This window comes from Paenibacillus solanacearum (assembly GCF_910593845.1).
Classification (GTDB): Bacteria; Bacillota; Bacilli; order Paenibacillales; family NBRC-103111; genus Paenibacillus_G; species Paenibacillus_G solanacearum.
The window spans coordinates 67,335-90,182 of the sequence record NZ_CAJVAS010000016.1 but is presented as its reverse complement, the minus strand read 5'-3'; the positions used below and the strand labels follow the sequence as shown (position 1 = coordinate 90,182).

Annotated in this window: 21 protein-coding genes; 9 read left to right on the top strand and 12 right to left on the bottom strand. The window is 58.6% G+C overall.

What is annotated here, in order from left to right; translation table 11 throughout:
• Positions 1-323 precede the first annotated feature (323 nt).
• Complete coding sequence (gene nagZ / locus KXG62_RS18210; protein WP_246627509.1) at positions 324-1,601, top strand: beta-N-acetylhexosaminidase; 1,278 nt, start codon at positions 324-326, stop codon at positions 1,599-1,601.
• Here nagZ and KXG62_RS18205 read toward each other — a convergent pair.
• On the bottom strand, positions 1,591-2,496 hold the full coding sequence (locus KXG62_RS18205) for an SDR family oxidoreductase (protein WP_218093421.1): 906 nt from the start codon (positions 2,494-2,496) through the stop codon (positions 1,591-1,593). The genes nagZ and KXG62_RS18205 overlap by 11 nt on opposite strands.
• A gap of 222 nt (positions 2,497-2,718) precedes the next feature.
• On the opposite strand from KXG62_RS18205, the gene KXG62_RS18200 reads away from it, so the two are divergent.
• Positions 2,719-3,921 (top strand): MGDG synthase family glycosyltransferase, encoded by a 1,203-nt coding sequence (locus KXG62_RS18200; RefSeq protein ID WP_218093420.1) that lies wholly within the window; start codon positions 2,719-2,721, stop codon positions 3,919-3,921.
• Positions 3,922-4,006: 85 nt separating this feature from the next.
• On the opposite strand, the gene yhfH is transcribed toward KXG62_RS18200, so the two are convergent.
• On the bottom strand, positions 4,007-4,222 hold the full coding sequence (yhfH, locus tag KXG62_RS18195; RefSeq protein ID WP_246627514.1) for a protein YhfH: 216 nt from the start codon (positions 4,220-4,222) through the stop codon (positions 4,007-4,009).
• A gap of 350 nt (positions 4,223-4,572) precedes the next feature.
• Positions 4,573-4,713: a hypothetical protein gene (locus KXG62_RS18190; RefSeq protein WP_218093418.1), complete on the bottom strand. Its 141-nt coding sequence runs from the start codon at positions 4,711-4,713 to the stop codon at positions 4,573-4,575.
• A 287-nt stretch (positions 4,714-5,000) separates the two neighbouring features.
• On the opposite strand from KXG62_RS18190, the gene KXG62_RS18185 reads away from it, so the two are divergent.
• From KXG62_RS18185 to rnhA, 4 genes are all read left to right on the top strand, one after another.
• Positions 5,001-5,675: a GNAT family N-acetyltransferase gene (locus KXG62_RS18185; RefSeq protein ID WP_218093417.1), complete on the top strand. Its 675-nt coding sequence runs from the start codon at positions 5,001-5,003 to the stop codon at positions 5,673-5,675.
• A gap of 139 nt (positions 5,676-5,814) precedes the next feature.
• Positions 5,815-6,006 (top strand): glycosyltransferase, encoded by a 192-nt coding sequence (locus KXG62_RS18180; protein WP_218093416.1) that lies wholly within the window; start codon positions 5,815-5,817, stop codon positions 6,004-6,006.
• Positions 6,003-7,793: a DNA helicase RecQ gene (gene recQ, locus KXG62_RS18175; RefSeq protein ID WP_218093415.1), complete on the top strand. Its 1,791-nt coding sequence runs from the start codon at positions 6,003-6,005 to the stop codon at positions 7,791-7,793. Before KXG62_RS18180 ends, recQ begins: the two co-directional genes overlap by 4 nt.
• Positions 7,794-7,821: 28 nt before the next feature.
• Positions 7,822-8,493 (top strand): ribonuclease H, encoded by a 672-nt coding sequence (gene rnhA / locus KXG62_RS18170; RefSeq protein ID WP_218093414.1) that lies wholly within the window; start codon positions 7,822-7,824, stop codon positions 8,491-8,493.
• 68 nt (positions 8,494-8,561) lie between these two features.
• Here the strand turns inward: rnhA and KXG62_RS18165 are convergent, their stop codons facing one another.
• Positions 8,562-9,353, bottom strand: coding sequence for a helix-turn-helix transcriptional regulator (locus KXG62_RS18165; RefSeq protein ID WP_218093413.1), 792 nt, complete (start codon positions 9,351-9,353; stop codon positions 8,562-8,564).
• A 134-nt stretch (positions 9,354-9,487) separates the two neighbouring features.
• On the opposite strand from KXG62_RS18165, the gene pyk reads away from it, so the two are divergent.
• Entirely contained in the window at positions 9,488-10,903 is a 1,416-nt protein-coding gene (gene pyk, locus KXG62_RS18160) for a pyruvate kinase (protein WP_218093412.1), read from the top strand.
• A gap of 89 nt (positions 10,904-10,992) precedes the next feature.
• Here pyk and KXG62_RS18155 read toward each other — a convergent pair whose 3' ends face one another.
• The gene (locus tag KXG62_RS18155) at positions 10,993-11,250 is read right to left on the bottom strand and encodes a hypothetical protein (protein WP_218093411.1); all 258 of its coding nucleotides are present in this window, start codon (positions 11,248-11,250) and stop codon (positions 10,993-10,995) included.
• Between the two features lie 199 nt (positions 11,251-11,449).
• Between KXG62_RS18155 and KXG62_RS18150 the strand changes: the two genes are divergently transcribed.
• Positions 11,450-12,211, top strand: a complete 762-nt coding sequence (locus KXG62_RS18150) for an SDR family NAD(P)-dependent oxidoreductase (protein WP_218093410.1) — start codon at positions 11,450-11,452, stop codon at positions 12,209-12,211.
• A gap of 87 nt (positions 12,212-12,298) precedes the next feature.
• Here KXG62_RS18150 and murC read toward each other — a convergent pair whose 3' ends face one another.
• The 3 genes from murC to KXG62_RS18135 form a co-directional block, all read right to left on the bottom strand.
• Entirely contained in the window at positions 12,299-13,591 is a 1,293-nt protein-coding gene (gene murC / locus KXG62_RS18145; protein WP_218093409.1) for a UDP-N-acetylmuramate--L-alanine ligase, read from the bottom strand.
• A gap of 381 nt (positions 13,592-13,972) precedes the next feature.
• On the bottom strand, positions 13,973-14,638 hold the full coding sequence (locus KXG62_RS18140) for a thiamine diphosphokinase (RefSeq protein WP_425517356.1): 666 nt from the start codon (positions 14,636-14,638) through the stop codon (positions 13,973-13,975).
• A gap of 19 nt (positions 14,639-14,657) precedes the next feature.
• Positions 14,658-16,868 (bottom strand): stalk domain-containing protein, encoded by a 2,211-nt coding sequence (locus KXG62_RS18135; RefSeq protein WP_218093408.1) that lies wholly within the window; start codon positions 16,866-16,868, stop codon positions 14,658-14,660.
• A gap of 145 nt (positions 16,869-17,013) precedes the next feature.
• Between KXG62_RS18135 and KXG62_RS18130 the strand changes: the two genes are divergently transcribed.
• Positions 17,014-17,967, top strand: coding sequence for an MBL fold metallo-hydrolase (locus tag KXG62_RS18130; RefSeq protein WP_218093407.1), 954 nt, complete (start codon positions 17,014-17,016; stop codon positions 17,965-17,967).
• 82 nt (positions 17,968-18,049) lie between these two features.
• Here the strand turns inward: KXG62_RS18130 and KXG62_RS18125 are convergent, their stop codons facing one another.
• From KXG62_RS18125 to KXG62_RS18110, 4 genes are all read right to left on the bottom strand, one after another.
• Positions 18,050-19,231, bottom strand: coding sequence for a conserved virulence factor C family protein (locus tag KXG62_RS18125; protein ID WP_218093406.1), 1,182 nt, complete (start codon positions 19,229-19,231; stop codon positions 18,050-18,052).
• A gap of 100 nt (positions 19,232-19,331) precedes the next feature.
• The gene (locus KXG62_RS18120; protein WP_218093405.1) at positions 19,332-19,922 is read right to left on the bottom strand and encodes a guanylate kinase; all 591 of its coding nucleotides are present in this window, start codon (positions 19,920-19,922) and stop codon (positions 19,332-19,334) included.
• Positions 19,923-20,037: 115 nt separating this feature from the next.
• Positions 20,038-21,951, bottom strand: a complete 1,914-nt coding sequence (locus tag KXG62_RS18115; protein ID WP_218093404.1) for a DEAD/DEAH box helicase — start codon at positions 21,949-21,951, stop codon at positions 20,038-20,040.
• A gap of 128 nt (positions 21,952-22,079) precedes the next feature.
• A complete protein-coding gene (locus KXG62_RS18110) occupies positions 22,080-22,799 on the bottom strand; it encodes a hypothetical protein (RefSeq protein WP_246627508.1) in 720 nt (239 codons plus the stop codon).
• Between the last annotated feature and the right edge of the window lie 49 nt (positions 22,800-22,848).

Sequence of the window (22,848 nt, the reverse complement as noted above, 5' to 3'; positions counted from 1 at the left end):
TGCACTCCTCGTATGCGGAGCGGCACACACCAAGCTGTCGCTCGGACACGCGCAGCCAGGCATTTACGACCGCCCGCTTGCCCCTGCCGAGAGGGGGGTCTCCGAAGCGAAGCGAGCCTCGCGACCGCCGCGGAGGCATACCTTCGGCGGCAGCGGCTTCAGCCCGAATCGGCAGCGCCGCGTTCTTCCTGCAACTTAACGGAGCGTTATGCCGTTTGGTAATAGAAGGGTATTGTTTCTTGTCATGCAGCACCGTATACGAGTCCATACCCTAAGGCGAAACTAACAGGTAAACACATCCAACCGGGAAGGAGCCGTGAACGATGTTGATGAGCAGGACGAACCGCCGCCGCACCATATGGATCGCGGCCGCCGTTCTTTTGGCGGCGCTGCTTGCCTTGGCGGGCTGTGGCAAAGAAGACAAGCCTTCCGCCTCGGCGGATAACGGCGCTGCTGCGCAGACGCCGCCGCCGGCGGACCCGATCCAAGCGCAAATCGCGAAGATGACGCTGGAGGAGAAGATCGGCCAGCTACTGCTCGTCGGAATCGACGGCTACGAGCTGAACGAGCCCGTCAAGGAGCTGATCGAGACATACCATGTCGGCGGATTTATATTATATAAGCCGAACATCAAGGACGGCCGCCAGCTGCAGCAGCTAACGGGAGCGCTGAAGGAGGCGAACCGGGCGGCAAATGGCATTCCGCTCTGGCTGAGCGTGGATGAGGAGGGCGGCCGGGTCAGCCGTATGCCGGACGAGCTCACGGACATCCCGTCCGCGCTCGCGATCGGCAAGGCGAACAAGCCGGAGCTTTCGCTGCAGATCGGGCAGACGCTTGGCGACATGCTATCGGCGTACGGGCTGAATATGGATTTTGCGCCGGTGCTGGACGTGAACAGCAACCCGAACAACCCGGTCATCGGCGACCGTTCCTTCGGCAGCAGCGCCGAGCTGGTCGGCAGGCTCGGCGTGCAGACGATGAAGGGGCTCCAGTCGCGTGACGTGATCCCGGTCGTGAAGCATTTTCCCGGGCATGGCGACACTTCCGTCGACTCACATGTCGGCCTCCCCGTCGTCCGGCACGATCTGAACCGGCTTCGTTCGCTGGAGCTGAAGCCATTCGGCGAGGCGGTGAAGGCCGGTGCGGACGCTGTCATGGTCGCTCATCTGCTGCTGCCGGAACTGGACGCCAAGGCGCCCGCTTCGTTCTCCCGCGCCGTGATCACCGACTTGCTGCGCAAAGAAATGGGCTTTACCGGTGTCGTCGTCACCGACGATTTGACGATGGGGGCGATCACTGCGCATTACGACCTCGCGCAGGTGGCGGTGCAGTCGATCGCCGCCGGAAGCGACGTGCTGCTCGTGGGGCATGGTCGCGAACAGGAGCTGTCCGTATTCCGCGCCGTTAAGGACGCGGTGCAGGCGGGCACGCTGCCGGTATCGCGCATCGAAGAGAGCGTCTACCGCATTCTGAAGCTGAAGCAGCGGTACCGGTTGGCGGACAGCCCGGCCCCGCAGGCCGATCCGGCCGCGTTGAACAGCCGGATTCGCAGTGTGCTGAAGCAGCTTGAGGCGGGCGCGCCGGCTGCGGTCAAGAAGTAATGAAACCGCCCCCGTTGACGTGGAGCGTCTCCCCGGTTACATAGCTGGCGTCGTCGCTTGCCAGATAGACGAACGCCGGGGCCAGCTCGAACGGCTGCCCGGCGCGCTTCATCGGCGTGTCGCGGCCGAACGCGCTGACTCTGTCCGCAGAGAAGCTCGAAACGATAAGCGGGGTCCAGATCGGCCCGGGTGCGACCGCATTGACGCGGATGCCCCGGTCTACGAGAGACAGCGCCAGCGACCTCGTAAAGGTGACGATCGCTCCCTTCGTGGACGAATAGTCGATGAGCGTCGGCTCTCCCTGATAAGCGGTAATGGAAGCCGTGTTGACGATGGCGTCGCCTTCCTTCAAATGCGGCAGCGCCGCCTGCGTGACGAAGAAGAACGCGAATATATTTGTGCGGAACGTCTGCTCAAGCTGCTCTTCCGTAATGTCGAGCACGCTGTCCTGCGGGTATTGGACGCCCTGATTGTTCACGACGATATTCAGCTTGCCAAGCGTCTGCACCGCTTGCAGCACGGCCGCCGTACAGTTCGCCTTGCTGCGCATGTCGACTTTCAAGGCCAGACAGCGCCTGCCGAGCTCTTCGATGCGCTGCTTCGTCTCGTCTGCGTCGGGCTGTTCGTACAAATAGGTGAAAGCGACATCGGCGCCTTCCTTGGCAAAGGCGATGGCCGTCGCCCGTCCAATACCGCTGTCGCCTCCGGTGATGAACGCAGCTTTGTCTTTCAGCTTCCCGCTGCCCTTGTAATTCGGGTTCTCATAGATCGGGCGGGGCGTCATCAAGTATTCCAGCCCCGGCTGCTGCGGCTGATGCTGGGGAGGAAAAGGGAGGGGCAGCGTCTCGCATTTTGTTTCCATGGAATAGTACGCATATTTTGGATAACGTTCCATCTTCCAATGACAACCTCCTTGCGTATAATCATACCGATGGGATAGTGTATTCGCCCAGACGGAACGGGTGCCATGGATTTTGAAAGGGCGGGCCGGCTCATGTATAAATCGCCGGACAGGCTTAAGGAAAAGTTAAGCATTTCACAAGAGATTTTATATCCAATTTGGTTTAATATACAGATAAAGAACCGAAGGAATACGGAAGCAGGGGAGTCTTGAAAGATGAATCGATTCGAAGCGGATCAACGCCCAATGCGCGTGCTGCTGCTGTCAGGAGATTTGGGAGAGGGCCATAATCAGGCGGCGCGGGCGCTGGCGGAAGCATGCGGCTTGCCGCGGCTGAGAATTCAGACGGAAGTCGTTAATTTTATGCGCCAGGTTTATCCGGGTCTTCATCCGATCATCAAGTATTTCTTTCTGAGAGGTGTCGAGAAGGCGCCGTCGCTGTACGGGTATTTGTATCGAAAAACGCACGGATTGGACCGGATGTCGATCTCGTTTCGCTCGTTCCTCAGTATCGGTCTCGGCAAGCTGACGGAACTGATCGCTTCGACGCGCCCGGACGTGATCGTCTGTACGTTCCCGCTCGCTGCGGCCGCCGTGTCGCTCCTGAAGGAAAAAGGGCTGCTGCGCGTGCCGCTCGTGACGGTGATTACCGATCATACCGATCATAGCTTGTGGCTGCATCCGCACACGGATCTGTATTTGGTCGGTTCGGAAGCGGTCGCGGGCGCCTTGACCCGGCGCGGCATCGTGTCCAGCCGACTATGCGTGACCGGCATTCCTGTGCGGCAGCGGTTTTTCGAGACGCCGGATCGCGGGCTGTTGTACCGCTCGCTCGGTCTGTCGCCCGAGCGGCCGACGGTCCTCGTCATGGGCGGCGGCGGTGGGATGTTCGGCGACGACATCCGGATGCTCATTCGTTCGTCTGCGGTAAGAGAGAAGCTGCAGATGGTCATCGTTTGCGGCAGCAACGCGGAGGTGCGCTGCTTGCTGGAGGAGGAGGTTCGGCGCTGCGGAGCCGTGCATGTCATCGTCAAAGGGTTTGTAGAGGAAATCCACGAGTGGATGGCGGTCGCCGATGTGCTCGTGACCAAGCCGGGCGGACTGACGACGGCCGAGGCGGTGGCGATGGGTCTGCCGATGCTGTTGTACAAGCCGATTCCGGGTCAGGAAGAGGACAACGCCGATGTGCTGGAGCGGGCCGGGGTCGCCGTCCGTGCGGCAGCAAACCGGGCGCTCGGGGATCAACTGCTCGAGCTTGCATTCAACGGCGAGAGGCTGCAGCGGATGCAGGAGCAGGCCGGACGGTTTCGCTGCGAGCAATCTTCGGCGCTGGCGTGGGATGCGATTCTGAAGCTGCAGCCGAGAATGCCGGCGCGGGCAGGCCGCTCGTTCGGGCTCAAGGTAAGAGAAGCGCTGTAACAGAAGAAAGCCCTCCATCAACGCCGGCAAGCCGGCGGCGCGGAGGGTTCTTCTTCGTTGACCGTGCGCAAGCGGTGTTCGGTGTTTAGGGACAGGCGCGGCTGGCGGACGGCGCAGCCGGTGGACCGGCTGCCGGGGCAGAAGCGGGCTCACGTTGGACTGCCGGGCTTAACGAATAAAACGTAACGCCCCGGCAGGTGGTACAGGTACACACATAGCAATCCGCCAACTCTTCCATCAGCTCGCCGCAAGTATCACAGCATCTTGGGGGCAGGGAATCATAAAAATCGCTGGAACGCATCAGCATAACGATCACTCCCTCAGTTCGTGATACTCCAACTATACTGGAAATTAAACAGAAATGTAAGCGCTTTTTTAGAGGTGGGGAGCCGTTGTCCGCTGCCAGCGGAACGCGCATAAGTATCGCGCGTGCTGGCCGCCTTTTTTCGACAGCGAGAAGATGACAAAGAAGCCGCGAGAGGTCGGCTTGCTTTGATATGTGGAGTCCCGGTGAAGGGGACGGTAGGAATGGAAGCATCCATGGGGCGGATCATGCCGCAGCCGGCTGGAAGAGGGGCTAACGTGACAGACGCCGCAGAGCGACGCCGGAGCGTGTAAATCAGCTGGAAAGGCAGTGGGAACGGCCGCAGTTTAAATGAAAATTTCCAGTTCCTCGATCTCGATGGCCGTAAAATAATCGAACAACCGGTCGGGGTCAAGACCGAGCTCGTCGATAATTTTCAATACGTCCAGCTCTTGGATCGGCGGCCGCGAATTTGCTTTATTCGTCACAATATGTCACTCCTCGATAATATTAGTGCCAATGAACTAATTATAAAACAGCAAATTTATTGGGTCTGTCGAACTATGTAGCTGGTCTATTAAGAGTTCTTTATGCAAAGGAAATCAATGGAAAAAATAACAATACGATAAATAGACTCTACTCCCGCAAATTGTGGTGAATGAAGAAACGTGCTGGTATAATAGAGTGACGGAATGACCGGATACGGTCCGGAAATTTGGAAACGAACCACGAATAAATAGGGCGACAGGAAGCCCCGGCAACAGGAGGATACGCTATGCTTTACCATCGCATTACCGATATTCAAGACCCTTACTTTCGTCAAATGCACGATATGATGCAAACCATTTTCCCACCGGAGGAGGTACTGGAATACAGCTTGTGGGCTGAGCCGCTCCAGGACCCGGGCATCCGGGTATTCGTGGCCGTTCACGACGGCGAAGTGGTCGGCGCGACGGAATACCGATACTACGATGATCTCGGTGTCGCGATGACCGATTTTACGATCATTGGCCGCGAAGGGCTCGGCATCGGCCCGTTTTTGGCCAAGCAGCGGCTGCGCGACCTGCGCTCTGTGGTGGAATCATCGGGAGGATCGTGGCTCGGCATGTTTGCCGAAATCTATAATCCGTATTTGACCGGCGACCTTGGATTCGGCGGAATCAAGCCGATGAATCCGTATGTGCGCCGCGAGGTGCTCGCGCATCTGGGCTACCGGAAGCTTGATCTCGAGTACGTGCACCCGTCATGGCAAATCGATGGCGAGGCGGTGCATGGGCTGGACCTGTGCTTCATGCCGGTAGCCGATGAAGAGATGGCGTCGGTTCCGGCTTCGTTGGTCTCGTCGTTCCTGGAGCGGTATTACGCGGTATTGCCGCAGAAGCCGGGGACTTGGTACGATATGGTCGCGTCGCTGAAAGGACGGGAAACGGTACAGCTGCTGCCGATGTAAGCGGACTGCCGGCAACGGCAAGGAGCGGGTTCCATGCGAACCGCGCTCCTTTTGTCCGTCTGGCGGGACGGTTTCGCTTTTGCCGTTTTTTTTGTATAGTGGGGGATAGAAGAAATGGAACAGGGAGCGATGAGGAACGATGGAGAAGCCGCTCATCTCGGTTATTATTCCGATGTACAACCGGCCGGATTCATTGGCCGAGCTGCCGGAGTCGCTATCGCGGCGAACGTATGGACAAGCCCCGGAACTGCACGGGGGGCTGGGCGCATTCGAACCAGCCGATTCGATCCGGGCTAGCGGTCAAGGTGGACAAAGGAGGCAGCTGACATGACAACGACGATGGTGGAAGCACGGGAGCTGCTGAAAAAATATTACGGATATCCCGATTTTCGCGACGGGCAAAAACAGGTGATCGCCAGCATTGTGGAAGGCCGGGATACGCTCGGCATTATGCCGACCGGCGGAGGGAAGTCGATCTGTTATCAGATTCCTGCGCTGCTGATGAGCGGCACGACGATTGTCGTCTCGCCGCTCATCTCGCTTATGAAGGATCAGGTGGACGGGCTCGACAGCATTGGCGTGCCGGCGACCTACATCAACAGTTCGCTGTCGTACGCGCAGGTCGAGACACGGATCCGCAAGGCGGCCCGCGGCGAGTACAAGCTGCTCTATGTGGCTCCCGAGCGGCTGGAATCGGAACGCTTCCTGGACCTGCTGTCGGAGCTGACAGTGCCGATGATCGCCGTCGACGAAGCGCACTGCGTATCGCAATGGGGCCATGACTTCCGGCCGAGCTATATGCGGGTCAGCCAGCTGGTCGACCATTTGCCGCAGCGCCCGCTGCTCGCCGCCTTTACGGCCACGGCTACGGATCAGGTGCGCGACGACATCGTCAAGCATTTGCGGCTGCGCGAGCCGGGCGTTTACGTGACCGGCTTCGCGCGGGAGAACTTGTCGTTCGCGGTCGTCAAGGGCGAGAACAAGCGCGACGTGCTGACCAGTACCATCCGCGAGCACCGCGGGGACGCGGGCATCGTCTACGCGGCGACGCGCAAGGAGGTCGACCAGCTGTGCGACTATTTGCGGCGTCAAGGCGTAGCTGCCGGCAAGTACCACGCCGGGATGAGCGATAAAGAGCGGGCCGAGGCGCAGGAGCAGTTTCTGTATGACGAAGTGCGCGTGATGGTCGCGAGCAACGCCTTCGGCATGGGCATCGACAAGTCGAACGTGCGGTATGTCGTGCATTACAATATGCCGAAAAATATGGAGGCGTATTACCAGGAGGCAGGCCGTGCGGGGCGGGACGGCGAACCGAGCGAATGCACGCTGCTGTTCTCCCCGCAGGACATTCATATCCAGAAGTTTCTGATCGAGCAGTCGGTCTCCGATCCGGAGCGTCAGGCACAGGAATACCGGCGGCTGCAGCAGATGGCCGACTACTGCCATACGCCGCAATGCTTGCAGCGGTACATCGTCCGCTACTTCGGCGGCGAGACGGGAAGCGACTGCGGCCAGTGCAGCAACTGCTCCAGCCCCGATCTGCAGCTGACAGACATTACGCTGGAGGCGCAGCAAATTTTCTCCTGCGTCCGGCGCATGCGGGAGCGGTTCGGCATGACGCTCGTCGCCTCGGTGCTGAAGGGCTCGCGGAACAAGAAGGTGCTGGAGCTCGGCTTTGATGAGCTGAGCACGTACGGCCTCATGAAGCAGCGGACGGAGAAAGACATTGTCGATCTGATTCAACTGCTCGTCGCCGAAGGCTACTTGCAGCTGACCGAGGGCAAGTACCCGGTGCTGCGGCTTACGCCGAAGGCCGGCGCGGTGCTGGCCGGGACGGAACGGGTCGAGCAGCGGGTGCGCATGAAGCCTGCGGAGACGAGCATACAGGACGTCGAGGCGGAGCTGTTCGATGCGCTGCGGAAGCTGCGCTCGGAGATCGCCAAGCGCGAAGGCATCCCGCCGTATATCGTATTTCCCGACAGCACGCTGCGCGAAATGTGCGGGGTGAAGCCGACGAATCCGGCGGCAATGCTCAAGATCAAGGGCGTCGGGGAAGCGAAATTTTTCAAGTACGGCGCGTACTTTATCGATTTTTTCAAGCAGCTGTCGGCAGGCTGAAGCCTAGAAGCACAAGAGGAGGAACGGCGTGGCGAAGTCGAAGTTTTATGTAGTGTGGGAAGGGCGTCAGCCGGGCATTTACAAGACGTGGGCCGAATGCCAGGCGCAGACGAACGGATTCCCGCAGGCAAAGTTCAAGGCATATGAGAGCGAAGCGGAAGCGAAGGCGGCGCTCGCCTCCGGCTGGAAGAAGGCGTTCAGCGCAGCGGCGAAGACGGCGACCGGATCGGCCGGCGGAGGAGCGAAAGCGAGCGGTCGCGCTTCGGCGAGCGCGGCTGGCAAGCCCAAGGCGGAAGCCGATCTCGACAGCTTGTCTGTCGACGTCGGGTGCAGCGGCAATCCTGGCATCGTCGAGTACAAGGGCGTGCACACGCGAACCGGCGAAGTCGTGTTCGAGCATCCGCCGATCTCCAAGGGAACGAACAATATGGGCGAGTTTCTCGCGGTCGTTCATGCGCTGGCGTATTTGAAGAAGAAAGGGAGCAATATGACGATCTATAGCGATTCCGTAACCGCGCTCAGCTGGGTGCGCAATAAGCGGGTCGCTTCCAACTTGCCGCGCGATGCATCCACGCAGGAAATTTGGGCGCTCGTGGACCGGGCGGAAGCCTGGCTGCGGCAGAACAGCTACTCGAACCCGATCTTGAAGTGGGATACGCGAGCGTGGGGCGAGATCAAGGCGGATTACGGACGGAAGTAGGCCGGGCCTCTGCCACGGAACCAACCCACGAACATTCGGGGCTTTAAGCGCCGGCGCAGCCCGCAGCCTTACTGCGGCGCCGGCTCCCTGTCTCTTACATAAGCGGACGGGGATCGGCCGGTCTCCCGCTTGAATATCCGGTGAAAGTAAGAAGCGTCGCAGTAGCCGAGGTAATCGGCGATATCGGCGATCGTTCGCTGCGAATGGCGCAGCAAGTATACGGCGGTTTTGAGCCGCATCGCATGCACATAATCGCCGATCGTTTGCCCCGTCACCTCGCGGAATAATACCGCAGCGTGATTGGGGCTTTTTTCGATGACGGCGCCGAGGTGCTCCTTGGTCACCTTTTCCCGGTAATGGTTCTGTATATACGTCTTCATCAGCTCGGCATGCCGATGCTTGATCGATGCATGCGCGCCTTCGTCGGCTTCCCGGTTCATATGCGCGAGCATCTCCAGCAGCAGCGCCTGGCACATCGGCCGGTAATACGGATGGCGCTCGGTCCACTGCTCCTTCATCGTCTGCATGCGGCTGAGCAGCAGCTCGTATTTGCCGGTGCGCAGCCGCGTCCAGCGAGGGGAGCCGAGCAGCGGAAGCAGAGAGGCGCCGTCTTCATGCGTGAACGTGACGACGTATTTTTCGTGCGACACGGAAGGGATCGTTTTGCCGTAAAACACGGTGTGATCCGGGATGAGGGCAAGGTCGCCTTTTTCCAGCAGCAGCTTCTCGCCTTCGACCCGGTACAAGCACTTGCCGTAGCCGACGAGAATAAGCGTCCAGACCGGGCTCTCCCGCTCAGCCTCCTCGTACCACTGCACCGTCCCTGCGTCATGCCGGATGCCTTCGATATGCAGGCGCATTCAAAGATGTCCTCCTTTGATACATCGATCATACTATTATACAACAGCCATACTATAGTTCATAGTCATATCGCGCCTCCAGCGTTACAATGAGCTCATTCAAACAGATCATGGGACAGGGAAGGCGATCAACAATGCGTAAAACCAAAATTATTTGCACGATGGGCCCGTCATGCGATTCGGTAGAAGTGCTCAAGCAGCTGCTTGAGGCGGGAATGAACGTCGCCAGGCTCAATCTGGCGCATGGCGACATCGAGGAGCAGCGGGCGCGGATTCGCAGCATCCGGCAGGCGTCGCGCGAAACCGGCATTCCGGTAGCCATTATGCTGGATATTAAAGGACCGGAAATTCGCATCGGCCTGCTGAAAGAGAAGTCGTACGAGCTTCTGGCCGGAGACGTGTTGATGCTGACAACGGAGCGGATCGAAGGGGATGCCAGCCGCATCTCGGTGTCGTATGCGGAGCTGCCAGGCGACGTATCGGTGGACAGCAGCATTTTGCTCGACGACGGTCTGATCGAGCTGAAGGTGGAGCAGGTCGAAGGAACGGAAATCCGCTGCCGTATCGTGAACGGGGGTACGATCAAGTCGCGCAAAGGCGTCAATTTGCCGGGCATCCGTACTTCGCTGCCGGGCGTAACGGAGCGGGATGTGGAGCATATTTTGTTCGGTATTGAGGAACGGATCGATATGATCGCAGTCTCGTTCGTGCGCAGAGCGGAAGATATATTGCAAATCCGCGACATGCTGGAGAGCCGCGGCGCCGGGTACATTCAGCTTATTTCGAAGATTGAGAACCAGGAAGGGGTCGAAGCGCTGGATGCGATATTGGCCGCTTCGGACGGACTGATGGTTGCCAGGGGCGATCTGGGCGTAGAAATTCCGGTCGAGGACGTGCCGCTCATCCAGAAGCAAATGATCCACAAGTGCAATCTGGTCGGGAAGCCGGTTATTACCGCAACGCATATGCTCGATTCGATGCAGGTCAACCCGCGTCCGACCCGCGCGGAAGCGAGCGATGTCGCCAATGCCGTGCTGGACGGCACCGACGTGATCATGCTGTCGGGCGAAACGGCCGCCGGGAAATACCCGGTTGAATCCGTGCAGACGATGGCCGCAATCGCGGAAAAAGCGGAATCGATGATTCCGTACACCGAGCTGCTGGCCCAAAAAAGAGCTTTGCAAAAGACCGACATTACGGAGGTCGTCAGCCAATCGGCCGTCGGCGCGTCTCTCGATCTGGAAGCGAAGGCAATCATTACGCCGACGGAGACCGGCTTTACGGCGCGGATGGTTTCGAAGTACCGTCCGAAAGCGCCGATCATTGCGGTTACTTCGCATGAAGAAGTGCTGCGGCGGCTTTGCCTGGTCTGGGGAGTCATCCCGGTTCAGGGCAAGCGCGTCGATACGACGGATGAAATGTTCCAATCGGCTGTGCACAGCGGCTCGCGTCTCGGACTGCTGGAGCAGGGCGATCTGGTCGTCGTCACGGCCGGCGTGCCGGTGGGCAAGTCCGGAACGACCAACTTCATCAAGATCGATTACGTGTAATCCGCACGCAACCCAATACAAAGCGCCTTCTCCTTGACGGGGAAGGCGCTGTTTTTGCCGGGCGCAGACGATAGGCGGTCAAGCTTAGCCTATTTCTTCGGACTGCGGGTACCGAAGTCGCGGTGCATCCGCTTCTTCGTATTCGGTTTCGTATCTTGATACATGTCTTCTTCCTGGCTCTCAAGCGGAAGGCTGACAAGCTCCCACTCTGTTTGCCCCATGACCGGATCGAACGGGAATTCGTCGCCTCGCTTTAATGTTTCCTCGCGGCCCCATTCATTTTCATATATGCCGTCGGTTTCGACTTCTTCCCCGGATGCCGGCTGCATGCGCTTGTCTTCGGACATAATGGACACAACCCTCCTTCAAGTTCGATTCGCACGTAGTATGCCCCTGGAATTCGTTCGTATGACCGGCAAAAGGCGGGAAGCACTGTTAGTGGATGGGCGGGCCGGTAATAATGGAAGGGCAGGCGTACAAACGAGACAATAGCTAGCAATTCATAGTATTATTTGGTAAATAAGGAAGCGAGGCGGTGTTCATAGCTTGCACTACTACATCGTTACCGGAGCATCATCCGGACTTGGTAAGGAAACGGCCCGGCTGCTGCTGCGGCCGGAACATCATGTAGTATCGATTTCCCGCAGGGAGCCGATCGGTCTTATGGCTCAAGCGAACCAAACGGGCGGACGGTTCACCTGGCTGGAACAAGATTTATCCAACATCGGGGAGCTGCCGGGTTGTGTCGATCGGCTGATGCAGCTGGTCGCCGCAAGCGGCACGCCAGCCTTGTCCATGCACTTGATCCATAATGCGGCGGCCGCAGCTCCTTTTAAAGCGCTGGACCATCATTCACCGGAGGAAATCAGCGCAAGCTTGAATGTGAATGTACATGCGCCTGTCCTGTTATCCTCGCTTTGGATACAGCGGATCCGGTCTTTGCACATTCCGAAACAGCTTATTGTCATTACCTCCGCATCCGCGGATTATCCAATGGCAGGCATGAGCTTATATTGCAGTGCCAAAGCCGGCCTCAATATGATGGTACGCTGCTTGCAATTGGAGCAGCGCGGCTTGCCTTACGGTGTGCACATTGCCGCTGTCGATCCTGGCATGATGGATACGCCGATGCAGGCTGCCGCGCGGGAAGCGCATGAGCTATCGTTTCCGGCTACCGCGTTTTTTCGTCAGAGCCGGGAGAGCGGACAGCTTCGTACACCGGAGTCCGTGGCGCAACGGCTGATCGAGTGGATGTCCGACTTGGCTGTAAAGCCGGAAGCGGATTCAGGGACCGTTCACAGACTGTAAAAAGGCCACCGGTTCGTTGAAGCATAGCTTCTGCGCCGGTTGGCCTTTCTTAACGTTACGCAATATTTTAGATTCGAAAATTCACAATTACGCGCGGAACAGCACATCCTGGTATTTTTGAATATCGCCCGCTCCCATGAAGACCAGAATCGCATCGTTATAACCGGACATATCGGTCGTGATGTTGTCGGATACGAGACGGGCGTTAGGGATTCGGCTGCGCAGGTCATCGATCGACACGGTTCCGACCGACTCCCTCGCCGAGCCGAAAATTTGGCAAAGGTATACGTCATCGGCATCCTTCAGCGAGCTGGCGAAGTCGTCCATCAGCTTTTCCAACCGGGTGAAGGTGTGCGGCTGAAATATACTGACGACCTTTTTTTGAGGATATTTGCTTCGCACGGCTTCGAGTGTGGCCCGAATTTCGGAAGGATGATGCGCGTAATCGTCGATGACGATGTTCGTGCCCCATAGCTTTTCGGTAAACCGCCGCTGTACCCCTGTAAACGTAGCCAACTGCGATTTGACTCGCTCCATGTCATGATCCAGCACCAGTGCCACCCCAATAACCGCAAGCGCGTTCAATACACTGTGATTTCCAAACGAAGGAACGACGAAGCGTTGTATCGATTGATCCTTGTAGCTGACATCGAAGGCGGTACCGCTGCTCGTCACCGTCACATTCGTCGCCCGGAGATCATTGTCCGCTTCGAATCCGTAATACATCCGATTCGTATTCGTTTGGAGCTTCCGAATCTGCGGGTCATCGCCGCAGACGACCAGTTGTTTGGCCGTAAGCGCAGCCATAGATTCAAATGCGCTGCGAACGTCGTCAATATCCGCAAAGTAGTCCGGGTGGTCGAAATCGATATTCGTAATGACCGCAATATCGGGCTGGTATGCGAGGAAATGACGCTTGTATTCACAGCTTTCGAATACGAACAGACGGGCTCCGGCGGACCCGGACCCGGTTCCGTCGCCGATCAGGCAGCAGACGGGTTCGCTTGCAAGAAGCGTATGCGCGAGCATGCCGGTCGTTGTCGTTTTGCCATGAGCGCCTGTAACGGCAATGCTCGTATAGCCTTTGATCGTTTCGCCCAAATAGTGGTGGTAGCGCTGAACGTCGATGCCCATCTGCCTGCAGCGGACAATGGAGGGATGATGATCGTCGAACGCGTTGGAGGCGATGACCTGCATGGAAGAACTCAGGGGCGCTTCCCCGAACGGATAAAGCGGAATGTTCCGGGTTTCCAGCGGTGTCTGCGTAAACAGGAACGACTCGATATCTTCCCCTTGCACGTTGTGGCCCAGATCCGAAACAATTTGTGCCAGCGCGCTCATGCCGCTGCCTTTAATGCCGATAAAATGAAAAGTTTTCATGGGACCTCCAAAATTGATTTGTCGGGATAGTATATGATCGCCTGCAAACATATGCCAACGTCCCTGAAACCATTATACAAGGGCATCCTTCAAAAGCATAAGGGAACGGCAAGGCCTTGTATGCAAACAACACCAAGAATAACCTTGATGCAACAACTGAACAATACCATTATTGTACGTCAGGGAGGTGAGCAAGGAATGAATAAGGAGCATTTGGCTGCGCACGAGTCGCTGGAAATCCATGAACAGACAATCGATACGGCTTTAAACGCCCCCGTGTTGTAAGAAGAGGGACGAAACGAAAGAAAGGCATCTTCCGGTAAAGAAAGCGGATGCCTTCCTTCATTTGTCTGTTTGTTTCTGCATGTCTTACACGGTCGGTTACGGCTCCGCCCGATCAGTGCTTTGGATGACGAGCAGCAGGCCCTCGCGAATGACGATGGTACCTTGCTCGCCGATCAGCACGTTGCTGATCCCGAGGGACTGACCTATCGTCAGCGTGGCTTCATGGAGCGGATATTGAAATCCGCCGAGCGTAATCCCGGTCACCTCCTGGCTGAGCGGAAGCAGCGACACATGGGTGAAGCGGCTGCGCGCCACCGTCAAGACGGCTCGGTTGTCCATAAGCATAAGCTCGTTGTATTCGTCGACAATGCGGCAAGGGACGCCATGATCAAGCCCGATTCGCAGTAAATGCACATTGGCCAGCGAATGATCCCAGCGCGTGCCGAGAACGCCGCACAGAATGATCTCGCCCGCTCCTTGTTCCAGCGCCCACGCCATAGCCATCTCCGTGTCTGTCGAATCTTTCTTCACCGGATCGCAAGGCACGAACTGCCGGCTCATCTGCCGGATCAGATCCGCTTCGCTGTCCGTCACGGAATCGAAGTCGCCCAGCACCATATCCGGCCGATAGCCGTGCCGGATCAAGTCCAGCGCGCCGCGGTCCGCGCCGACCAGCACGTCGCCGTCGCGAATTTCCCGAAGCGCCTGCGCCCCGAGCGTGCCGCCGGAAAATATAACGAACCGTTTCCGCAGCATAACCATAAGGCCAGCAGCCTCCGTTCTATTTATTTTTCAACCGGAACTCCTCGATCGTCATATCGTCCCGGAATTCGCCTTCGTAATACGTTGTTTCGCCGTCGGCATAGTAGAGCTTGCCGAAGCCGTCCTTCAAATCGTCTTTGAACGACCCTTCATATCGAAGCTTGCCGCTCTCCGAATCGTACAGCTTCCCTTGACCGTTCTTCCGGCCGCCGCGGAAGCTGCCTTCGAACAACAGCGGGCGGGCCGACCTTAGACTGTCGTAAATGCGGCCGTAGCCGTTTTTCAAGTCGCTTTGAAAAGCGCCCTCGTACACGGTATTATCCGCAGTGTTATACGCTTTTCCGAGGCCCTCGCGGCTTCCTTTCACGAAATCCCCATCGTAAACGAGCTTGTTCTTCTCGAACAGCTTGCCTTTCCCTTCGGGCAGCGCGTTTGCAAAATCCCCTTCATAGACGATCCAGCCGGTTTCGCTGCTGTTCGTAAGCGATTTGGGACCGTCCGTGTGCACGTAGTCGTGCATGAGCGTCATGGTGCCGTAACCGCTGGGCATACCGGAGGCAAAAGAACCGGAATACACGTACAAACCGAGCTTCTCGGCCAGCTTACCGCGCTCGTAGCGGCCTTCTTCAACCGTCGCCATCGAGCGCCCGGAGAGCGATGCAGCGGTCATGCCGCTGCTGTACGTGTATCTGCGTCCGGTGCCTGTTTCGAGATCGTCGTCCCAGTTGCCCTCGAACGCCAGCATCCCTTGTTCGAACGCGTGACCGCGTCCGTTTCGTTTGCCGTCCAGCAGCTCCCCTTGGTAAATCACCCGATTTTGGCTATCGTACAGCTTGCCGTACCCCGTCTGCTTGCCGGACTGGTATTCGCCTTCGAACGCTTCGCGAAAGACGTCATGATACCCGAACACGCTGGAGGAGAGCTCCCCGGTTTTCAAACGAAGCGTTCCTTTTCCGTTCGGCGTGCCGTCCTCGAGCACTTCGCCGACGTAAGCGTAAGTCGTCCCTTGGGTCAGCAGCTTGCCCTGAGAATACGTTTCTTGCGTAATGAGCGTGGTGGGCTCATTTTTTTTGACATCGCCCTTTTGCGCGTCCTTGTAAATCCACTCCATGCTTTCCACGCGGAAGGAGCGGCCGGACCCGCTGCGCGCATCATTGCTCCATTGTCCGTCATATACGATTTTGCCGCTGGTGTCGTACGCTTTGCCTTGCCCGTCCCGAATGCCGTTTCGCCAGTCGCCGTCGTAGGTTTTTATACCGGAGGCATTGAAGGACATGCCGCGTCCATGGCGCTTGTTTTGCGAGACATTGCCTTCGAAGCTGACCTTGCCGTTGCTCTGGTAAAACCGCCCGAAGCCCTGCTTCATCCCGTTCACCCAGCCTCCGGAATACAGCAGCGCCCCGCTGCCGGAGACCAGCTTCCCTTCCCCGGTTTGCAGACCGTCGGTCCACTCGCCGATATAACGGCTTCCGTCGGGGTAATAATAGGTGCCGCTCCCATCGGGCTGACCGCTGCGGAACCGTCCTTCATACACAAGCCTTCCGTCCTCGAACAGCTTGCCGAAGCCTTCCGGCTGTGCGGAAGCGAGCTCGCCTTCGTACCACGGCTCGTCACTGTTGAGCAGCAGACGGCCCGTGGATTGCGGTGCATCGCCTGTCGTTGACGGAGCTAGCGTAAGCGGGCCGCGATCACCCTGCAAGGTGCCGGCGATCGAAGCTGCGAGGCTCGGCTTCAAATAGAGCGTTAGCGATAGCGGATTCCATGCGGTGCGATAGCCAAGCATCGAAGCGACGGACTCTGCAGGCATCCATGCGACGCCGTCCCGATTATCGGATGCATCGTCCAGCTGAAATGTATAGTCCTGTGTACGCCAAGCAGCCGTGCCGAGGCGGTGACGGACCGTTTGATCGGCTTTGGAGGCGACAAGCTCCTGTGCAGCCGCATCCCACTGTACGGTGTAGCCAAGACGCTCCAGTACGCTCCGGATCGGAACGAACAGCGTCTGCCCGTCGCGGCCGCCTACATATAAGGACTGCTCTTCATTCAGGTCCGCACCAGGGCGAAATACGACCCCGCCCACGACCAGCTTTGGCGTCATCTTGGAGGAGGCCGAGGTATGCGCGGCAGCCGCTTCGGCGTTGGCCGTGTCCGCGGCGAAGGAGCTCCAAGGGAAGGACAGACAGGCGGCTGTGGCGCAGGCGATAGTGATTCTAACCGTCTTGTTCAGCAAGAAGCGTTCTCTCCCGTCTTCACGATGTATACAAGACATTATAACAGCTTTTGTCGAAAAAGAGTGCAGCTTTGCGCATCGGAGCGACTGCCCGTGGTTAAGGTATAATGGAGGAAAGCGATAGGGAAGGGGAGAAGAGGCGTCCATGAAACAACGTCGCAAACGCTATGAAAATTTGGGCGGATTCCGCAACAAAAAAACGCTGCTGCAGCTCTCCAAATGGAATGTGGAAAAACAAGTAAAAACGAAAGATTATTCGTTCCGCATTCCGCAGCATGCCGCAAAACATACCGATTGGCTGCGCTCCAACCGGACCGACACCTCGGTCACGTGGATCGGGCACTCGACCTTTCTTGTCCAAATGGGCGGTCTGAACTTACTGACCGATCCGGTATGGGCGAAGCGAATGGGCTTCGGCACGCGCCTTTCCGAGCCGGGCTTGCACATTGCGGAGCTGCCGCGCATTCACGCGGTGCTGCTGTCGCACAGCCACTACGATCACATGCACCTGCCTTCGCTTCGGGCGATCGCCAGGCTGAACAGCGGGCTTCGGCTGTATGTGCCGCACGGACTCGGCGCGAAGCTGCGCTCGGCCGGATTTCCGGCGATTACGGAACTTCATTGGTGGGAGAGCGCGCGCCTGGGCGGTCTTGAACTGCACTTTGTGCCGGCGCAGCATTGGACCCGAAGATCGCTGTTCGATCAGAACACATCGCATTGGGGCGGCTGGGTCCTGCAGCCTTCGCTCCACAGCGAGGAGCGAAGGGCCATTTATTTTGTTGGCGATACAGGGTATTTTTCCGGATTTCAGATGGTCGGGGAACGGTTCACGATCGATACGGTACTCATGCCGATCGGCGCCTATGAGCCGGAATGGTTCATGGCGCCGCAGCATGTAAATCCGGAGATGGCTGTGCAGGGATTTCTCGATTGCGGAGCGGAACGGTTCATCCCGATGCATTACGGCGCATTCCGGTTATCCAACGACACGCCTCGGGAGGCGATGGACCGGCTGCTCGCCGAATGGTCGAGACGCGGTCTGGCGCCGGAGCGGCTGTGCTTGTTGAATCACGGGGAGACGCTAGTAGACCCCCGGTAATGCGGGGGTCGAGATGATAAGGATGCTTGATGAATCTCTGACCCGTTGGAGGAAAAAAAGAGAGACCGGCGCTCCGGCCGGGTCAGTCTTGGACAGAACGGTTGCGCCGGGTCATTTGCTGCCACACAGACCCCTCGGCTTCCTGGCCGCCTTCGATTCGCTCCAGTGCCATGCGGATTTGCATGCGCACTTCGAATTCCGGGTCGTCCTGCGCCGCACGGAGGGCAGGCAGCGCCTGCGCGTCTCCGACTTCGTACAGAAATCGCGCCGCGCGCCAGCGGACAAGCTTGTTCGAGTCGCTCAACGCGCTGATCATCGCTTCTTGCGCAGCCGGGTCGCCGAGGTCGGATAACGTATCGCCGGCCGTGCGGCGAACGGATGCAGAGCTGTCGCGCAGCGCGCGGTATAGATAAGGCAGGACGGCGGGATCCTTCAAGTCGCCGATGTAGACGGCCGAGAGCCGCCGTACGGTCGACTGCTCGTCGTTCAGCGCCTTGATGAGCAAGGGCAGTGTTTCTTCGGACGGCTGGATTTGCTGCAGCGCCGCGTAGCGCTGCTTCCAATCGGGATCATCCAGCTGGCGCTCCGTCTGCTCGTAGGTCAACTCGGTCCGTCCGGCGACAGCGAGCTCTTTGGCATCGCCGGCTGCCGGCCCGGCCGCTGCCTGAATGATCAGCTGCTCCAACTGTTCGTCGCTGTAAGACGCGTCGAGCTCTTGCAGCACTTCATCCAGCACGTCGCCCAGCTCGCCGTAGCGGATGTCCCAATCGTCCAGCGTCCGCTCCTTGATCAGGTTCGGGGATGCGGCCGCGGCACGGATTGCGGCATCGCTGAAACGGGCGGGCAGCGCCGCACGCTTCTCAGCCGACCCGCTGGATGCGCGGATTTGCAGCGGAATGCCGCGAAAATGCTGAAGCAGCACCTTGACCTCGCCGAATCCGGCATCCGGCGAAGGCGTCTCCGCGCTTCCTGCAGCCACCCCAGGGGAGGAGGCCCCGGCCTGCGATTCGCCTAAAATGTCGCGCGCTTCCGCCAATATGTGCTCCCAGTCTCCTTTGGCGGTCCGGTCGAGCGCGATAAAATCGGCGGCGCGGTATAACGCTTTTACGCCGGGGATGGCCAGCAGCTTTTGCAGCTCAGGTTCGGGTGCAATGTCCGCCTGTTCCCGGGTAAACGTCTGTCTGACGCCGTCCGGCAGGCGGCTGGTCAAATTGATCTTCATCGTGTTCGGACTCGGCGTCGGTTCAATGGATAAGATAGGCATGGATCAATCGCCTCCTGCGATAAATTTAAAATTTAAACAAAAGGACCGCGGCTCCAGACGGAGCCTGCCGGTCCTTTGTGCGTTGTCGTCGTACGGAGTGTTAGTCGAGATCAAGCAAATTGCGACGCAAATACGTATCGTCCAGCGTCTTGGTCAGATCGAATACGGTATGCGCCAAATCGATATTTTCGAAGACATGCTCACAGGCGTCTTTATAAGCCATTTCTTCTTCGTAATGGGACATGTACCGCTCGATCAGCTCCGGCGAATCGCCGCGGGCTTCCTCCCGCTGCTGTACCGTCTCCCGGTCGGCATAAATGAAGATACGCACGACGCGGTTGCCGTAAGTGGATTTCAATTGTTCGGCGCCATGGCGGTTCAGAACCAAATAAACCGCGCCGAACTTTTGAATCATGTCGGCGACGTCCTGCTCCTTGATTCCGTACCGGTTCCCGCTAAATTCAATCACTTCGATAAAGGCTTTGTTCGCTTCGGCATCCGAAAATTGTTCGGCGGAGATGAAATGGTAATCTTGTCCGTCGACTTCGGAAGAGCGGGGAGGCCGCGTCGTATACGAGATGACCTGCTTGATCCCCAGCGTGCTGCCCGACATTTGCGCGACCGTCCTGCGGCCGGCACCGTTCGGACCCGTAAAAACAAATATAAGTTCCTTCTCATTCAGCTCGTACATAGGAAACCTCCTTCGTTTGGGAAAGTGCAGTTCCTTGCCGATGAACCTTCCTTTATTTTACATGCTTTGGCAGACGAGGTAAAGCGCTATGACGGCAGGCGGCCGTCACCGGCGTTTATCGGCCGCGCTTGCCGCCCTTGCCTGCGGCGCCGCGTGATCCTGAACGCGGCGCGGCTTTGCTGTCACCGCGGCCTGGCCCGCGCGAATTTTTACCGCTGTCGCGGCGGGAGGCGCTGCTCGCTTGTCCGCCCCGACCGCCGGAAAAGGCGTTCTCGCCGCCGCGTTCGCGCCCGGTACCGGGAGTCGTACGGCCGCTGCCGGGCTTCCGCCCGCCGCTATTGGTCCTGCGCTCGGACGCGCCGCTGAACCACTCGCCGTCCTGCGCCGCCGGTCTTCCGGCGGCGCGTGCCGCTCCGGCTCCGCGACCACGCGCATCGCGCGCCGTCGCGTCCGCTGCTTGCCGCTGGTCGCCGCGTCCGCGTCCCGCGGGCGCAGCACTGCCGCGCCCGGAGCCGGCCGACTCGCGCCAAGCGTCGCCGCTTTGCCACGCCGCCGTCCTTCCACCATCGCGTGCCGCTCCGGCTCCGCGGCCACGTGCATCGCGCGCCGTCGCGTCCGCTGCTTGCCGCTGGTCGCCGCGTCCGCGTCCCGCTGGCGCAGCACCGCCGCGCCCGGAGCCGGCCGACTCGCGCCAAGCGTCGCTGCCTTGCCCTCGCGCGGTTCTTCCGCCGTCGCGTGCCGCCCCGGTCCCGCGGCTTCGCGCCCCGCGCCCTGCGGCATCGCCCGCGGCTTGCCTCCGCCCGCCGCGCGGTTCGTTGCCGCGTCCGCGCCGTCCGCCGCCCTGCGCCGGCTTGCCTGCTCGTGCAGTACGCAGGCTGGCCGGCTCTTCGCCGTCCGCCGCGCGCTCGCTCTGACCGCGTCCCGCCCGCTTCGCCAGCGTCATCTTGATGCCGCGCTCAATCTGCTCGAGATACTGCGCGTCCCGCTGCGCGGCGAATGTGACCGCCTTGCCGGTCTGGCCCGCCCGGCCGGTCCGGCCGATCCGGTGAATGTAGCTTTCCGCGTCATGCGGGATATCGTAGTTATAGACATGTGTTATGCCTTCGACATCCAAGCCTCTGGCCGCGATATCCGTTGCCACGAGAAACTGGATTTTCGCTTCGCGGAACCGTTTCATGACCTGCTCGCGCTTGGCCTGGGTCAAATCGCCATGCAGTTCGTCACAGGAATACCCGCGCTCCAGCAGCTCGTCGTTGAGCTTGCTCGCGCGCAGCTTCGTCCGGCAAAAAATCATCGCCAAATAAGGCGGGTCCTCTTCCATCGCCTTGCATAACGCATCCAGCTTGCCGCGGTCCGTCGTCTGAATGACGACTTGTTCGATTTCATCGAGCGTGATCCGTTTCGCCTTGACCTCGATTTCGACGGCGGGTTTCATGTAGGCTTTGGCCAGATCGCGAATGCGCGGCGGCATCGTAGCCGAGAAGAGCAGCGTTTGCCGCCGACTCGGCGTAACGGATATAATCTGCTCCACTTCCGGCAGGAAGCCCATATGCAGCATTTGGTCCGCTTCGTCGAGAACGAGCATGGACAGCTTGTGCAGATGTACCGTTTCCCGGCGCACATGATCGAGCAGCCGGCCCGGTGTCGCTACTATTATATGTATGTTTCCTTCGAGCTTACGAATTTGCCTTTCGACATCCTGCCCGCCGTAGGCGGATAGCACGCGGAGCTTCTTGATCGGCGCAAGCCGCTTGACCTCTTCGGCGATCTGAATGGCGAGCTCCCGCGTCGGGGTAACAATCAGCGCCTGAACATGCGGCAGCTCCGGGTTGATCTGCTCTAGCATCGGCAGCACGAAGGCAAGCGTCTTGCCGGTACCCGTCTGCGCCTGGGCCACGATGTCGCTGCCGGCGAACACGGCGGGAATCGCTTCTTTTTGAATCGGAGTCGGCTCGTTGATCCCGAGCGCATGCAGCGCATCGGCAACCGGCTCGCTAACGCCGAGGGCGGTAAAAACGTTTTTCTTCATATTATAATATCTCCTCGTTGGAACCATTATTCAATGTATTCCTTCTACTTAATAGTTGCATTCTACCTTAATCCCATGCAAAAAGAAACTGCACGCGGCGCTAGCCTTGTGCAGAGGAGCTTCTGATTCTAATATTCTCTTCCGCTTGCTTCCGATTGATTCGGAATCGTCGGATTCGTGCCGAACGTCAGCGTCATTAGCTGAATAAACTGCTCGCGGTATGGTTCCAGCGAACGGCCGTGCCAGCTTTCCTGCGCGAAGCGGTTGAATTCATTGACGACGACGCGGTTTGCCGAAATATAGACGTCCTTGACCGTTGGGTCGAGCGAGCGGATCTTCTCGGCAATTTTTTGCTTGAACATGTGGGACAGGCGTTCATGGTGCATTTGCGTTTGCGCGCCGCTGACGCCGGAGATCAGATCGTCGGGGTTGGCGTAATCGTTCAACGGATCGCCCGGATTGTACAGCCCTTTGACTAGGCCGTAGTTATTGGTTTCCGTGCTTCCGCCGGAGCTGCCGTTTCGGCCGCTTGTGCCGAATGCAGTGCCGTCGAACGTGATCGCGGTATAGGCGGTATTATCGCCCATCATGACGATCGCGCTGCTCACGCCGTTCATGGCTGCCACTTGATCCGATAAAAACTGATTCATTTCCAGCTTGGTTACTTTGTGGGAAACGGGGGAATACTGCTGCTGAGTCTGATAAGCCCGGGAGGTGTTTTGCTGCGGATAATCCCTTTTGCTGCCGTAATTGCTGGCGCTGTTGTAATCGTACCAGCTGAAGCAGCCGGCTGTCAGCATGGAAGCTCCTGTCATGATGGCGATAAGCAAATAACGAATTGTGCGCAAAGCGGTAACCTCCTTCTTGATGAACTCTTGTCTTAGGATGGGCCCCGGC

Bases quoted from the DNA above. Each gene is read 5' to 3' on its own strand.
- KXG62_RS18205 (WP_218093421.1), bottom strand. From the start codon at position 2,496: ATGGAACGTTATCCAAAATATGCGTACTATTCCATGGAAACAAAATGC.
- pyk (WP_218093412.1), top strand. From the start codon at position 9,488: ATGCGTAAAACCAAAATTATTTGCACGATGGGCCCGTCATGCGATTCG.
- KXG62_RS18155 (WP_218093411.1), bottom strand. From the start codon at position 11,250: ATGTCCGAAGACAAGCGCATGCAGCCGGCATCCGGGGAAGAAGTCGAA.
- KXG62_RS18180 (WP_218093416.1), top strand. From the start codon at position 5,815: ATGGAGAAGCCGCTCATCTCGGTTATTATTCCGATGTACAACCGGCCG.
- nagZ (WP_246627509.1), top strand. From the start codon at position 324: ATGTTGATGAGCAGGACGAACCGCCGCCGCACCATATGGATCGCGGCC.
- KXG62_RS18185 (WP_218093417.1), top strand. From the start codon at position 5,001: ATGCTTTACCATCGCATTACCGATATTCAAGACCCTTACTTTCGTCAA.
- KXG62_RS18115 (WP_218093404.1), bottom strand. From the start codon at position 21,951: ATGAAGAAAAACGTTTTTACCGCCCTCGGCGTTAGCGAGCCGGTTGCC.
- recQ (WP_218093415.1), top strand. From the start codon at position 6,003: ATGACAACGACGATGGTGGAAGCACGGGAGCTGCTGAAAAAATATTAC.
- murC (WP_218093409.1), bottom strand. From the start codon at position 13,591: ATGAAAACTTTTCATTTTATCGGCATTAAAGGCAGCGGCATGAGCGCG.
- KXG62_RS18200 (WP_218093420.1), top strand. From the start codon at position 2,719: ATGAATCGATTCGAAGCGGATCAACGCCCAATGCGCGTGCTGCTGCTG.
- KXG62_RS18125 (WP_218093406.1), bottom strand. From the start codon at position 19,231: ATGCCTATCTTATCCATTGAACCGACGCCGAGTCCGAACACGATGAAG.
- KXG62_RS18165 (WP_218093413.1), bottom strand. From the start codon at position 9,353: ATGCGCCTGCATATCGAAGGCATCCGGCATGACGCAGGGACGGTGCAG.
- yhfH (WP_246627514.1), bottom strand. From the start codon at position 4,222: ATGCGTTCCAGCGATTTTTATGATTCCCTGCCCCCAAGATGCTGTGAT.
- KXG62_RS18140 (WP_425517356.1), bottom strand. From the start codon at position 14,638: ATGGTTATGCTGCGGAAACGGTTCGTTATATTTTCCGGCGGCACGCTC.
- KXG62_RS18120 (WP_218093405.1), bottom strand. From the start codon at position 19,922: ATGTACGAGCTGAATGAGAAGGAACTTATATTTGTTTTTACGGGTCCG.
- KXG62_RS18130 (WP_218093407.1), top strand. From the start codon at position 17,014: ATGAAACAACGTCGCAAACGCTATGAAAATTTGGGCGGATTCCGCAAC.